The 13,108-nt window shown below is 31.2% G+C and carries 12 protein-coding genes; 1 reads left to right on the top strand and 11 read right to left on the bottom strand.

All coding sequences use genetic code 11. From position 1 onward, the window contains the following. Positions 1-126 precede the first annotated feature (126 nt). The 7 genes from queA to rsgA form a co-directional block, all read right to left on the bottom strand. Positions 127-1,176 (bottom strand): tRNA preQ1(34) S-adenosylmethionine ribosyltransferase-isomerase QueA, encoded by a 1,050-nt coding sequence (queA, locus tag J1D01_RS09240; protein ID WP_372935081.1) that lies wholly within the window; start codon positions 1,174-1,176, stop codon positions 127-129. A 72-nt stretch (positions 1,177-1,248) separates the two neighbouring features. Beyond that, positions 1,249-2,466 (bottom strand): 3-phosphoshikimate 1-carboxyvinyltransferase, encoded by a 1,218-nt coding sequence (locus J1D01_RS09235; RefSeq protein ID WP_421150631.1) that lies wholly within the window; start codon positions 2,464-2,466, stop codon positions 1,249-1,251. Positions 2,467-2,574: 108 nt separating this feature from the next. Then, a complete protein-coding gene (locus J1D01_RS09230) occupies positions 2,575-2,904 on the bottom strand; it encodes a nucleotide pyrophosphohydrolase (protein ID WP_372935085.1) in 330 nt (109 codons plus the stop codon). Then, positions 2,904-4,913 carry a DUF3857 domain-containing protein gene (locus J1D01_RS09225; protein ID WP_421150630.1) on the bottom strand — a complete coding sequence of 670 codons (2,010 nt, stop codon included), beginning with the start codon at positions 4,911-4,913 and terminating at the stop codon, positions 2,904-2,906. The genes J1D01_RS09230 and J1D01_RS09225 overlap by 1 nt, the downstream gene beginning before the upstream one ends. A gap of 5 nt (positions 4,914-4,918) precedes the next feature. Next, a complete protein-coding gene (locus J1D01_RS09220; protein WP_421150629.1) occupies positions 4,919-6,829 on the bottom strand; it encodes a DUF3857 domain-containing protein in 1,911 nt (636 codons plus the stop codon). A gap of 172 nt (positions 6,830-7,001) precedes the next feature. Then, the gene (gene dtd, locus J1D01_RS09215) at positions 7,002-7,454 is read right to left on the bottom strand and encodes a D-aminoacyl-tRNA deacylase (protein WP_421150628.1); all 453 of its coding nucleotides are present in this window, start codon (positions 7,452-7,454) and stop codon (positions 7,002-7,004) included. Continuing rightward, the gene (rsgA, locus tag J1D01_RS09210; RefSeq protein ID WP_421150627.1) at positions 7,451-8,401 is read right to left on the bottom strand and encodes a ribosome small subunit-dependent GTPase A; all 951 of its coding nucleotides are present in this window, start codon (positions 8,399-8,401) and stop codon (positions 7,451-7,453) included. The genes dtd and rsgA overlap by 4 nt, the downstream gene beginning before the upstream one ends. 91 nt (positions 8,402-8,492) lie before the next feature. Between rsgA and J1D01_RS09205 the strand changes: the two genes are divergently transcribed. Beyond that, positions 8,493-8,942: a hypothetical protein gene (locus tag J1D01_RS09205; RefSeq protein ID WP_421150626.1), complete on the top strand. Its 450-nt coding sequence runs from the start codon at positions 8,493-8,495 to the stop codon at positions 8,940-8,942. A 65-nt stretch (positions 8,943-9,007) separates the two neighbouring features. Here the strand turns inward: J1D01_RS09205 and J1D01_RS09200 are convergent, their stop codons facing one another. The 4 genes from J1D01_RS09200 to J1D01_RS09185 form a co-directional block, all read right to left on the bottom strand. Continuing rightward, complete coding sequence (locus J1D01_RS09200; RefSeq protein WP_372935097.1) at positions 9,008-10,090, bottom strand: chorismate mutase; 1,083 nt, start codon at positions 10,088-10,090, stop codon at positions 9,008-9,010. Between the two features lie 85 nt (positions 10,091-10,175). Next, positions 10,176-11,027, bottom strand: coding sequence for a prephenate dehydrogenase (locus tag J1D01_RS09195; protein ID WP_421150625.1), 852 nt, complete (start codon positions 11,025-11,027; stop codon positions 10,176-10,178). Between the two features lies 1 nt (position 11,028). Further along, positions 11,029-12,174, bottom strand: coding sequence for a pyridoxal phosphate-dependent aminotransferase (locus J1D01_RS09190; RefSeq protein WP_372935101.1), 1,146 nt, complete (start codon positions 12,172-12,174; stop codon positions 11,029-11,031). Continuing rightward, positions 12,171-12,998, bottom strand: coding sequence for a prephenate dehydratase (locus tag J1D01_RS09185; protein WP_421150624.1), 828 nt, complete (start codon positions 12,996-12,998; stop codon positions 12,171-12,173). The genes J1D01_RS09190 and J1D01_RS09185 overlap by 4 nt, the downstream gene beginning before the upstream one ends. Between the last annotated feature and the right edge of the window lie 110 nt (positions 12,999-13,108).

The following is a 13,108-nucleotide window of genomic DNA, read 5'->3' as shown; positions in this document are numbered from 1 at the left end:
TAAAGAAACGTTTTTCGAATAACGATTTTTGCTACAGTATTTAACCAAATTGCCATTGAAAGAAACCTTGTTTTAAAGAAAAAGCCCCGTAAAACGAGGCTTTTATACATTTAATATTATCTTAGATTAAATAATTAACATAGCGTCTCCGTAACTATAAAATCTATACTTTTCTTTTACGGCTTCTTCATAAGCCTTCATAATAAAATCATGACCTGCAAAAGCAGACACCATCATTAAAAGTGTAGATTTTGGTGTATGGAAGTTAGTAATCATGCAGTTAGCAATACTAAAATCATAAGGTGGAAAAATAAATTTATTTGTCCAACCATCGGTTTCATTAAGCAAACCATTAGAAGACACTGAACTTTCAATAGCTCTCATAGCAGTTGTACCCACAGCACAAACACGTTTTTTGTTTTGAATAGCTTCGTTAACAGTTTCAACCGCAGCTTTACCTATGGTAATTTCTTCGCTATCCATTTTATGTTTAGAAAGATCTTCTACTTCAACAGGGTTAAAAGTTCCTAAACCAACATGTAAAGTTACCTCTGCAAAATTAACACCTTTTATTTCTAAACGCTTTAATAAATGCTTTGAAAAGTGCAAACCTGCCGTTGGTGCCGCAACAGCGCCTTCATTTTTAGCATAAATAGTTTGGTAACGTTCTTCATCTTCTGGTTCAACTTCTCTTTTTATGTATTTAGGAAGTGGTGTTTCTCCTAATTCCTGTAATTTTCTACGGAATTCTGTGTATGAACCATCATATAAAAAACGAAGTGTTCTACCACGTGATGTTGTGTTATCAATTACCTCTGCCACTAAGGCATCATCATCACCAAAATATAATTTGTTTCCAATTCTAATTTTTCTTGCTGGGTCTACTAATACATCCCAAAGACGTTGTTCTTCATTAAGTTCTCTTAATAAAAACACCTCTATTCTAGCTCCAGTTTTTTCTTTGTTACCGTATAGTCTAGCTGGAAATACTTTAGTATTATTTAAAATTAAAACATCATCTTCATTAAAATAATCAATAATGTCTTTAAACAATTTATGTTCAATAGTTTGTTCTTTTCTGTTTAAAACCATTAAACGCGCTTCATCTCTGTTTTCTGAAGGGTATTCTGCTAATAATTCTGGTGGTAAATTAAAGCCAAAGTTTGATAATTTCATCTAGTTTTGTTTTTTTAGAAAGTTGCAAATATACAATCTGAGAATAGGGGTTGTCAAGTATTTAAGTCATTATTATTGAGATATTTTAAAACCTATAGATTTTAAATCTTCCCAAAAGGTTGGATATGATTTAGAAACCACCATGGCATCTTCAATTATAATTGGTTTTTTTAAGGCTATTGGAGCAAAGGCCATGGCCATTCTATGGTCATTATAGGTTGCTATTGAAACTAATTCTTTAATGCTGTTTGAAGTTTTTAAATGAAGCGATTTGTCTGTTATATCAACTCTTCCTCCTAGTTTTTCAATTTCAGTTTTTAAGGCTACTAACCTATCTGTTTCTTTAATTTTTAAAGTATGCAAGCCTGTTAAATCACAAGATACTCCCAATGCAAAACAAGTTACAGCTATAGTTTGAGCTATATCTGGCGCATGTTTTAAATCTAATGTTAGCGAGTTAATTTTTGATGATTCTTTCTTTAAGGTAATGCTATTTTCTTTAAAGTTTGATGACACCCCAAAATGTTTGTAAATTTCTACTAAACATGAATCTCCTTGTAAAGAGTTTTCTTTGTAAGATGACAAAGTAATTTCTGTACCAACCGCACTAAGTGCCACTATACTAAAATAGTATGATGCAGATGACCAATCAGACTCAACTACTAAAGGTTTTATGTTAGCTTTTGAAGGGTAAACGGTTATGGTATTATTTTCAAAAGATGTTTTTACACCAATTTCATTTAACAAACTTAGTGTCATGTTAATATATGGTACAGAGGTAATATCTCCTTCTAAAGTAAGTTCTATACCATTTTCTAATTTTGAAGCAATTAACAATAAGGCCGAAATATACTGGCTACTTACGTTTGCTTTTAAAGACACCTTATTTTTTGTTAGCTTTTTTCCAATTATATTAATAGGAGGAAAACCTTCATTTTCAACATAATTTATTTCTGCACCTAACTCTTGTAAGGCGTCAACCAAAATTTTAATGGGGCGTTCTTTCATACGTTTTGAACCTGTAAGTACAGTTTCCCTGCCTTCTTGTACCGAAAAATAGGCTGTTAAAAAGCGCATGGCGGTACCTGCATGGTGGATATCAACTACTTTTTCTTTTGAAGCTAATGCCTTAATCATTAAATTACTATCATCAGAATTTGAAACGTTACTTAGTTCTATTTCTGGAAACAAAGCTTGTAACAACAGTAATCTGTTAGATTCACTCTTAGAGCCTGTAATTTCAATTGAAGATTGTTGCTGTATTGTTGACTTATGTAAGGTAATATCCATTAAAAAACGCTTCTAAAATTAGAAGCGTCAAATATAAATATAAATTATTTCATCTGAGACTTTTTATAGTACTCAAAACATTTGAATCTTTTGAATTTCAATTTATTTTCATGATTTTAATTTTTTGTTTTGATGGTGCCTTTCATGGTCTCTTTTAGCTTTTTTATCCATACGCTTATCAAAAGCGGCTTGTAAATCTACACCTGTTTGGTTAGCAAGACATAGTACTACAAAGAGTACATCGGCAAGTTCTTCACCTAAATCTTTATCCTTATCGCTTTCCTTTTCGCTTTGTTCACCGTATCGGCGCGCTATTATTCTAGCAACCTCACCTACCTCTTCTGTAAGTTGTGCCATATTGGTAAGCTCATTAAAATAACGTACACCATGTTCATTAATCCAATTATCTACAACTTTTTGAGCATTTTTTATATTCATTATATTTTTGTTAAAACTATTTGTTCTGCTTCTTTTTGGATAAATTTATTAAAATATTCTTTTAATGACTCATAATATAGTGGTATAATAATGGCTTGATTAATTTGAGTTGATACAGCCACCTGAATACTATTACCTTTACCCACTACATTATATTTAAAACTACCTAAATTATCTGGCAGTGCCATAGCTGCCGGTTCTGGAATACTTTCAATTTTATAACCTTCTGGAATGGTAATAATAAATCTATAAGAAGTCTCTGAAGGATAACCAAAATCTACCGGAAACTCTCTTTTTTCAAGTTTAAATGGATTTTCGTTGGTTTTTAAATAAAATAATGGTGAGAAGTACATTTTATCTCCAATAATATCTGCCTGACTTTCTTTAACAAATTTATACGATTCCATTATTGGTTTAGATAAATCGTAATCATTTTTTACTTGGTAATCTGAAATTTCTAAACCGTTATATTGGTTCTCTAGTTTTTCTAAAAAATCATCTTTATCGGCATCATTATATCTTTCTCTAAATGATAAGGCTCTATGGTTTGTTTTTACACTTCTATAGCTTCCTTCTAAAGTACCTTCTTCATCTATTTTAGCCATAACGGATATTGCGTTATTTGACTTAGTTTTAGGATATAAATCTATTAATCCAGACCCCCCGTTTTCGGCCACAATTCTACCTTGCCAGTTTAATGCTCTAAAAGGTAAAATATTTGGCACTGTGTATTTATTTGTGGCATCTAACAAAGCTACTTTACCATCTGGTAGTTTAACCCAAGTTACCACATAATTAAAGCCTTCTCTTGTTGGGAACAGTGGTACCCCGTGAGTTCTTGTGCTTACCAAAACTGGGTTAGCATTTAAACCTGCGTAACGCAACATAGCGGTTAACATTAAATTTATATCGCCACTACTCCCAACCTGGTCTTTGTATGCCTTTCTAGTATTTTCTGCGTAAAACCCGTAATAGCCATTCCATTTTACTTGTTTTTTTACATGATTAAAAATTAGCATTGTTCTAGTTGCTGGATCTGACACAGTACTAATTAAAGCATCTATATCGTCTTTAAAATAGGATGTTTTATTGAGTTCTCCTCCAAAGTTTGGGTTATCGTAAATTCGTTTTACAACATCTTCCCAAGTAGTAGAAAATGTTTCTAAATTGGAGTTTGGAAACTTGGTATATGACAACTCATACTTAACTGAAGATCTGTAATTGTTAATACTATTTACATAAGGTTCATCTTTAAGAGCTGGTACGTTCTCTAAATGATATTTAGAAAGCTGTTTAGTATAATCTACCTCAGAATTACTATATGATGTTTGACCTCCACTAGGAGCTACTGATCTATATTTATCTGTAAAAGTAATGGTGCCATATCTTTTTTCTATTTCAGGTACTACGCGCAAATACCCTTTGGTATTTACTTTAAAATTATAATATTCTGGTGCTTCAAAGCTAGCTTCTAACTTTTTAATAGGAATACTGTGTTGAAACACAAACTCATCTACATTATAAGTAAATGGTGAAACTATAACATACTTATATTCTATTACAGAACCTGGTTTTAAATTTGGCATTGTAAACTTAACTTGATTGATATACTTGTTTTCATCTGATTTAAAAATGCCGCTTTTTGTTAACTTAGTTTCTGTTATTTTACCATTTTCTAAATTATAGGTATAACCTTTTATACTAGATGCATCTTCCTTAACTCCACTAGGACTTTTATAAAGCCTAATGTCTTTGGTAGCATAGTCAAACCCTTCTTGGGTGTAAATTTTTATACGGTTATGAATTTCTGTTTTCACCTCAAAACCCTTGTTTGGGTTGTATTCAAAATAAGTTTTTCTATATTTAAATAAATAGGCTGCATCTGCAGTTGAATCTATTGAGCAAACAGATTCTTGAAGCTCTTCTTTTGAAACTTTTCCAAATTTATAGTTCTGTGTAAAAGCAGAAACTGTAAAACATAACGTAAGGATGGTTGTTAAAATTTTCATTTAGTTTATTTTTTAATTAGTGCTATTTTGGCGTTGTCTTGTTTTGAAACTTCTTTATAAAAATCTCTAAAAGCACTATAATCTTCTTTAGGAAAATTCCCGTCTTTTACAATAAACTCTCTCTTAAAAATTAGGGTACTTTCATCTTTTACAATAAGTTCCGTTTTATAACTTCCGTATTTGTTTTGTATTAAAACATTTTTTGGCTTAGACTCTATTTTATAATCTGTGGGTAATTTAATTTCAACTTCATCTATATCTTTAAACCCTCTTTTAATTTCAAGCGGTAGTTTTCTGCTCCTGTACCTATCTGGAATATTGGTGTTGCGATTTAAAACATTAATTGGCAACAACATTCTGTTACCTATAATTTTAGAATAGTTTGTTGCTTTAAAGCTAACATCTTCAATAAAAGCTATGTTTTCTTTATCATTATTAATAGACATGGTTTCAATACTAAGTCCATTAATATATTTCCATCTTTTTTTATAATGTGTATCTAAATCTCTGCTGGTTTCGGTTTCTAGCCAATATTTATCATCATACTGAATACCTTTTGAAACCACATTTACTTTTACCTTTATAGCACCTTCATTTGAAATACTACAAACACCTTTTATAGTTTGTATACTTTCTTCTTCTTCGTATTTTTTGGTGTGTTTAATCTTACCGCCTTCTGGTGTTACTACTAGCACATCTCTATCATCGGTAAAATCTCCTATAAATCCAAAAGGCAATTTTTGGCTTGTACATTCTAACCAAATATCTTCTTTATTTTCTTGTGGAATGTTTAGTATAACATGGTTACCTTGCATTGCTGCAAAATCTTTCTCTATACTACGTTGAGAACCTCTTGCATAAACTACAGTATAGTGAGATTTTACACCAACAGCATTTAAAAGAGCCATAGTATAATTGGTAAGTGCTTTACAATCTCCATATCCAAGTTGATCTACTTCTGAAACATTAAAAGGTTTCCAGCCACCAATACCAACCTGCACACTAATGTATCGTACTTTATTTTGAACGTATTGATATATTTTTTTGGCTTTTTCAATGTCTGTTGTTTCATTTTTTACCAGATTTTGAATTTCGGTAATTGTTTCTGCTGGCAGATCGTGAGTATCTTTTATCAAATCATCATAGAGCCATTTTCCAAAGTCATTCCAATTCTCTACTTCAGTTTCTACCCCTTCTAAAGAGAACTGATTAGAAGCAACTAAAACTCTTGGAGCCATAACAGAAAAAGCAGGACTAAAATCTTCTGGTTTAAAAGCTTCAATACCTTCTACTTTAAAGCTAATTATATTATTTTGGGCTGTTTTTTGTAAATTGAAATCATTAAAGTTTTTTTCTTTAGTGCGTATGGTCATCCCATCAGGAAAAGTAATATTATAAATACTGTTTTCTACACTTAAATAATAATCGTTAACCGGGTAAAAAGATTGAATGAAAGCCGTGTTACTATTAACAGTTTCACAAATAAATTCTATTGTGTAGGGGTAATTTATAGGAGTATAATCTAAATACTTAACCCTAGAATCTGAATATAATGTACCGCCACTAACGGCACTCTCGTCTTTAAAATCTTTCTTTTTAAACTTTTTTATTTGCTTACCATACGCATCAAAAACCAAGACTTGTAGGTTAGCTATTCTTTTGTTATTATCATAAAACACGTAGGCATCTATATTCTCATTACCTTGTTTATTAAGCACTGTAATGATTCGTTTTTCTACCACCTGCATTTGGCTTGAAGACTTTAAAGTTATATCTACACTATGCTTCCTTACCACAGCATTGGCATTTTGTGTTAAGTTGTCTGGAATAGTTAAACTAGTGTATAAATTGTCTTGAGAAAAAGTTAATGTAGTTACGAATAATAATAAAAAACTTGCTAAATATTTTGTAAACATGAAGATACTAATCAGGTCTAATAAAGTAAAAGTATTACTCTTAATTAATAATTTAAATGATAAAAGTCAGATTTATAATGAAATCTTCCCTTTAAACTTTAAATATAAAAAATCTTACAAACGAAATAAAAAAAAAGATGTTAAAATCGTTGAAATGAAATAGTATTAAAACTTAAACTTTGTTTTTAGAGTCTATAATTATGGTTACAGGACCATCATTTACCAACGCTACTTGCATCATGGCTCCAAACTGCCCAGTTTGAACTGTTTTTCCCAAGTCTGATTCTAATTGTTTAACAAACATTTGGTATAAAGGAATAGCTATTTCTGGTTTAGCTGCCTTAATATAGCTGGGTCTGTTCCCTTTTTTGGTTAGTGCATGTAATGTAAACTGGCTTACTACTATAATATTACCATTTACATCTTTTATAGACTTATTCATTACATCATTTTCATCATTAAAAATACGTAAGTTGGTAATCTTATTTGTTAGCCATTTAATATCTTCTTGTGTATCTTCGTTTACTATTCCTAAAAGAATTAAGAGTCCGTTATTTATTTGAGCAACTCTTTCACCTTCAATAGTTACACTAGCTTCAGATACTCTTTGAATCACTATTTTCATTCTTTATCCCAATTATCGGTTCTGTAATTTTCATCTTCACCTTCTATAATTTGCAGATAGCTTCTGTAACGAGAATAGGCTATTTCATCTGCTTCTACTGCTTTTTTTACAGCGCATTTTGGTTCTTGTAAATGCAAACAATTATTAAACTTACAATCTTGCTTTAAAGCAAAAATTTCAGGAAAGTAATCACCTACTTCTTCTTTATCCATATCTACAACACCAAAACCTTTTATGCCTGGGGTATCAATTATTTTTCCTCCAAAATCTGTATCAAACATTTCTGCAAAAGTTGTGGTATGTTGCCCCTGCATATGTAAGGTTGAAATTTCTTTTGTTTTTAAATTTAAATTAGGTTGAATAGTATTTACTAAAGTAGATTTCCCAACCCCTGAGTGACCAGAAAACATACTCACTTTATCTTTCATCATGGCTTTTACCTTATCTACATTCTTTCCAGTTTTTGCCGAAACACCTATACACTCATACCCTATTTTTCTATAAATATGAGCTAAATATTTTGCTTCTAAAAGTGCTTCTTCATCGTAAGCATCTAGTTTATTAAAGATTAAAATAGTTTTGATTGAGTATGCCTCTGCAGTTACTAAAAACCTATCTATAAAACTGGTTAATGTGGGTGGATTATTAATGGTTATCATTAAAAAAACCTGATCTAGGTTAGCAGCAATGATATGAGTTTGTTTAGAGAGGTTTACAGATTTACGTACAATGTAATTTTTTCTCTCGTGTATGTTGTATATAATACCAGATTCTACATCGTTAGTTTTTTCTAACTCAAAATCAACCACATCTCCTACCGCTATTGGATTAGTGCTTTTAATGCCTTTAATACGGAATTTTCCTTTTATTCTGCATTGGTAAGTTTCACCCAACTGGGTTTTAACGGTGTACCAACTTCCGGTAGATTTATAAACTAGTCCTGTCATAATTTATTTCAAAAATAACTTAAAATAATTATATAGTTTGTACGAATACAACTATATTCGGCATATTAAATTTTATAAACAAATCAACAACATGAAAAAATTAATTCTAATTATTGCTATTGCAATATTTGGTTTAACAGAGGTTAATGCTCAATATGAGTACAAAGTTATTACTAGTGTAGAATCTATTGTCCCTAATGGTTTAGGGCGTTCTAGAATTATTAGTGCTAATGATAGCAAAGACTACAAAGAATTTACAACTACACAAACAGAAGAAGATAATACACGTAATAAATCTAAACGTGGGGAAATTAGAGTGAAAGGTTATGATGAAACCAAACTTTTAAACTTTTATAATTTAGGAGGTATTAGATTTCAAAATATTGCAGCAAATGACGCTATTATTACTTCTAAAATTAACACCATGATTGAAGAAGGGTGGGAACTTGCCTTTGTAAACACTGGTGTTGAAAGTGAAGGCGGTAAAGGAGATGGACAAGGAATATTTATTACTAGATACTTTTTTAGAAGAAGTAAATAAAAAACATTACTCATAAAAAAATGCCTCACAAATGTGAGGCATTTTTTATTTATATAATTCACGTATTAACCGTTAATAATTTTCTCTTGGTGGTTAATTGATTCTTGATGAATAGCTTTAAACATTTTTAAAATAAACTCTTCACTTAAGCCATAATCTTGACCTTCAAGTACCATTCTTCCTAAAATCTCATTCCAACGTTTGCTTTGTAAAACAGAAAGATTTTTCTCTTTTTTAAGCTTACCAATACTATCAGAAACTGTCATACGTTTTCCTAAAAGCTCAATAATTTCATGATCTACTATATCTATTTGAGCTCTTAAATTATTAAGCTTATTGTTATAATCACCCTCTGGATCTTCTTCTTTTTTAACCTTTAAATCTCTCATAATTTGAATTAAGGTATTTGGTGTTACTTGTTGAGCAGCATCACTCCATGCTTTTTCTGGATTATGATGTGTTTCTATCATTAAGCCATCAAAATTTAAATCTAAAGCAACTTGAGACACATCAAAAACCATATCTCTCTTACCTGTGATATGAGAAGGATCATTGATTAATGGAATATCAGGGAATTTGTTTTGAAATTCAATAGCCATTTGCCAGTTAGGGTTGTTTCTGTAATTAGTTTTTTCATAAGTTGAAAACCCTCTATGAATAGCTCCAATATTTTTAACACCAGAACTGTAAATTCTTTCAATTCCTCCTAACCAAAGTGCTAAATCTGGGTTAACAGGGTTTTTAATTAATACTGGTTTATCTGTACCTTCTAGTGCATCTGCAATTTCTTGCATTATAAATGGTGAAACTGTTGAGCGAGCACCAATCCAAAGCATGTCAATATCATGTTCTAAAGCTAGTTTTACATGAGCAGCATTAGCTACTTCTGTACAAACTTTCATTCCTGTTTCTTCTTTTACTTTTTGTAGCCATTTTAGCCCTAAAGCACCAACACCTTCAAAATTACCAGGTCTAGTTCTTGGTTTCCAAATACCAGCTCTAAAGTAGGTAACGTCTGTATTTTTTAATTCATGAGCAATTTTTAACACTTGCTCTTCTGTTTCTGCACTACATGGTCCTGCAATCACTAACGGATGATCTAAGCCTAAATCATCTAACCAACTTCTTAATTCTTTTTTGTTTTCCATAATTTGTAATAAAATTTCAAGCTTCCAATTCCAAAATCCAAGTATTAATGTAAGTTGGAATTTGGGATTTTATTATTGTTTTTTGTTAATTGATTCCGTTTAATATGTCTTTTATATAATTTGTATTTTTCATCTCATCAAAAATGGCTTCAAAATCATCTTGTTTCATTAAGTCTTTAAAATGAGAAAGGTTGTTTATATACTCTTCTAATGTTTCAATAACATTGTCTTTATTTTGTTTGAAAATGGGAGTCCACATTTCTGGTGAACTTTTAGCTAACCTTACTGTTGAGGCAAAACCACTGCCTGCCATATCAAAAATATCGCGTTCATTTCGTTCTTTATCAATAACGGTTTTACCTAACATAAATGAACTAATATGCGATAAGTGAGACACATAGGCTATATGCTTATCATGGGCTTCTGGATTCATATAACGAATACGCATACCCAAATTTCTAAAAATTTCTAGGGCTTTTTCTTGAAGTTTAAATGCTGTTTTTTCTACTTCGCAAATAATGTTTGTTTTACCTTCAAACAAGCCACTAATAGCTGCACTTGGACCTGAATACTCGGTTCCTGCAATGGGGTGTGCTGCCAAAAAATTTCTTCTTTTAGGATGATTTTCTACAGCTTTACATATGGCTTCTTTTGTTGAACCCGCATCTATTACCAAAGCATTATCTGAAACTTTATCTAATATGGTTGGTAATAGTTTTACTGTAGCATCAACAGGAATAGACACAATAACCAAATCTGCTTGTTCAATATCATCTAAGGTGGCTTTTTTGTCTATTAAATTTAACGATAAAGCTTGCTCTAAAGTAGCGTCTTTTCTACTTATACCGTGTATAATACTATCTGGTTTTTGCTTCTTTATATCTTTAGCAAGACTACCGCCTATTAATCCAATTCCTATAATATATATATTCTTCATACTACTTAATTCTTGCTATACATTCTTCTATTACTTCTGCTGGAGCACAAAGTGAAAATCTTATGTACCCTTCACCTTGACTACCAAAAATAGTTCCTGGTGTTATAAACACATGGTTGTTTTTTAGAATGGTATCAATAAATTCTTCAGACTTTATGCCTTGTGGTAATTTAGCCCAAACAAACATACCTGTTGCGTTTTCATCATAGGTGCAATTAAGTGATTTGGCTAATTTCCAAACTAAATCTCTACGTTTTTTATAAACATTGTTTAATGTTACAAACCACTTTTTAGAGCTTTTTAAAGCTTCAATAGCTCCTTTTTGTATGCCATAAAACATACCCGAATCCATGTTACTTTTTACTTTTAAAATGTTGCTAATATGCTCACTACTACCCAACACCATACCTACTCGCCAACCAGCCATATTAAAGGTTTTGCTTAAAGAGTTTAACTCTAAACAAACTTCTTTGGCTCCATTTATATTTAAAATGCTTGTTGGGTTATCATTAAGCACAAAACTATACGGGTTATCATTTACAATTAAGATGTTATGACGTTTAGCAAAAGCTACTAAACTTTTAAAAGCAACTTCGGTTGGTTGAGCACCAGTTGGCATATGCGGATAATTTACCCACATTAACTTAACGTTGCTTAAATCTAACTTTTCTAATTCATCAATATTTGGCAACCAATTATTTGCGGCATCTAATTCATAAAAAACTGGTGTAGCGCCTACCAATTTGGTAACAGATTGGTAAGTTGGGTAACCTGGGTTTGGAATTAAAACAGCATTGCCTTCATTTAGGTAAGCCATTGATATATGCATAATCCCCTCTTTACTTCCCATTAAAGGAAGAATTTCATTAACAGGATTTACACTAACAGAAAATTGTTCTTTATAAAATAATGCCATAGCTTCTCGCAACTCTGGAACTCCTTGATAACTTTGGTATTTATGAGCATTAACTTCTTTTAAACTACTTGTTATAGCTTCAATTACCTTTTGTGGCGGTTGCATATCTGGACTACCAATACCCAAATTAATAACGGGTTTACCCTCTGCAATCATGGTATTCACTTCTCTCAATTTTCTTGAGAAATAGTATTCTTGTACGGTATGCAATCTGTTAGCTACTTCTATCATAACTTTGCATTTTTATATTCACCTAATATTTTAAATCCTTCGGCCATTATTTCTATTAGCGATTTTGCTTTTTGGAAATCGCTGTAATCTTCAAAAGTAACATCAACAAAAAAGGCATACTTCCAAGGTGTTTCTATAATTGGTAGAGATTGTATTTTAGTTAAATTCAATTTACAATCACTCATTACATTTAAAATAGTGGCTAAACTTCCTCTTTTATGATTGGCTTCAAACTTAATAGATGCTTTATTAATTTCACTTTGCGGCACTTCAGAATTGGTTCTTTTTACAATAGCGAAACGAGTCTCATTATTCTTGATAGTTTGAATACTGCTAGCTAAAATATCCAACTCAAAAATCTTAGCTGCCAAAACACTGGCAATTGCACCTACATTTTTAAGCTGATTGGTATGTATTCTATCTGCTACCTCTGCAGTATCTTTATCCTCTACCAATTTAATATGAGGGTGCTTTTTAAAGAACTCTTTGCATTGTAATAGCGCCATTGGGTGAGAGTACACCTCTTTTATATCTTCTATACTTTGACCCGGCAACGCCATTAGATTATGCTGAATATCTAAATAATGTTCTCCAACAATGTGTAAATTATGGCTATCTATTAATGCGTAATTTGGAATTATAGAACCTGCAATAGAGTTTTCTAAAGCCATAATAGCCGCATCACAATGTTTAGTGGTTAAAACTTCAACCACTCTATCAAATGTTAAACATTCTATAAGTTCTACTGAATTATCAAAAAATTGTTCTGAAACAATATGATGATAAGATCCCTTTACTCCTTGTATTGCTACTGATTTTATCATAAAAAAAAGTCTCGATTTTCACCGAGACTTATATTTAAATTTATTATTTTAATTTACACATATAACGCCTCGTTCCTTTAACTAAAAAAGAAGTAATAAAAGCTAAAATA

Origin of the sequence: Seonamhaeicola sp. NFXS20 (assembly GCF_049132085.1) — a bacterium.
In the GTDB taxonomy this organism is placed as follows: Bacteria; Bacteroidota; Bacteroidia; order Flavobacteriales; family Flavobacteriaceae; genus Seonamhaeicola.
The sequence above is the reverse complement of the archived record's forward strand: the minus strand, read 5'-3'. Positions and strand labels throughout refer to the sequence as shown.

What these genes read in the sequence shown, in the direction of transcription:
- J1D01_RS09225 (WP_421150630.1), bottom strand. Translation starts at nt 4,913, where the DNA reads ATGAAAATTTTAACAACCATCCTTACGTTATGTTTTACAGTTTCTGCT.
- J1D01_RS09230 (WP_372935085.1), bottom strand. Translation starts at nt 2,904, where the DNA reads ATGAATATAAAAAATGCTCAAAAAGTTGTAGATAATTGGATTAATGAA.
- J1D01_RS09185 (WP_421150624.1), bottom strand. Translation starts at nt 12,998, where the DNA reads ATGATAAAATCAGTAGCAATACAAGGAGTAAAGGGATCTTATCATCAT.
- J1D01_RS09190 (WP_372935101.1), bottom strand. Translation starts at nt 12,174, where the DNA reads ATGATAGAAGTAGCTAACAGATTGCATACCGTACAAGAATACTATTTC.
- J1D01_RS09220 (WP_421150629.1), bottom strand. Translation starts at nt 6,829, where the DNA reads ATGTTTACAAAATATTTAGCAAGTTTTTTATTATTATTCGTAACTACA.
- rsgA (WP_421150627.1), bottom strand. Translation starts at nt 8,401, where the DNA reads ATGACAGGACTAGTTTATAAATCTACCGGAAGTTGGTACACCGTTAAA.
- dtd (WP_421150628.1), bottom strand. Translation starts at nt 7,454, where the DNA reads ATGAAAATAGTGATTCAAAGAGTATCTGAAGCTAGTGTAACTATTGAA.
- J1D01_RS09235 (WP_421150631.1), bottom strand. Translation starts at nt 2,466, where the DNA reads ATGGATATTACCTTACATAAGTCAACAATACAGCAACAATCTTCAATT.
- J1D01_RS09195 (WP_421150625.1), bottom strand. Translation starts at nt 11,027, where the DNA reads ATGAAGAATATATATATTATAGGAATTGGATTAATAGGCGGTAGTCTT.
- J1D01_RS09205 (WP_421150626.1), top strand. Translation starts at nt 8,493, where the DNA reads ATGAAAAAATTAATTCTAATTATTGCTATTGCAATATTTGGTTTAACA.
- queA (WP_372935081.1), bottom strand. Translation starts at nt 1,176, where the DNA reads ATGAAATTATCAAACTTTGGCTTTAATTTACCACCAGAATTATTAGCA.
- J1D01_RS09200 (WP_372935097.1), bottom strand. Translation starts at nt 10,090, where the DNA reads ATGGAAAACAAAAAAGAATTAAGAAGTTGGTTAGATGATTTAGGCTTA.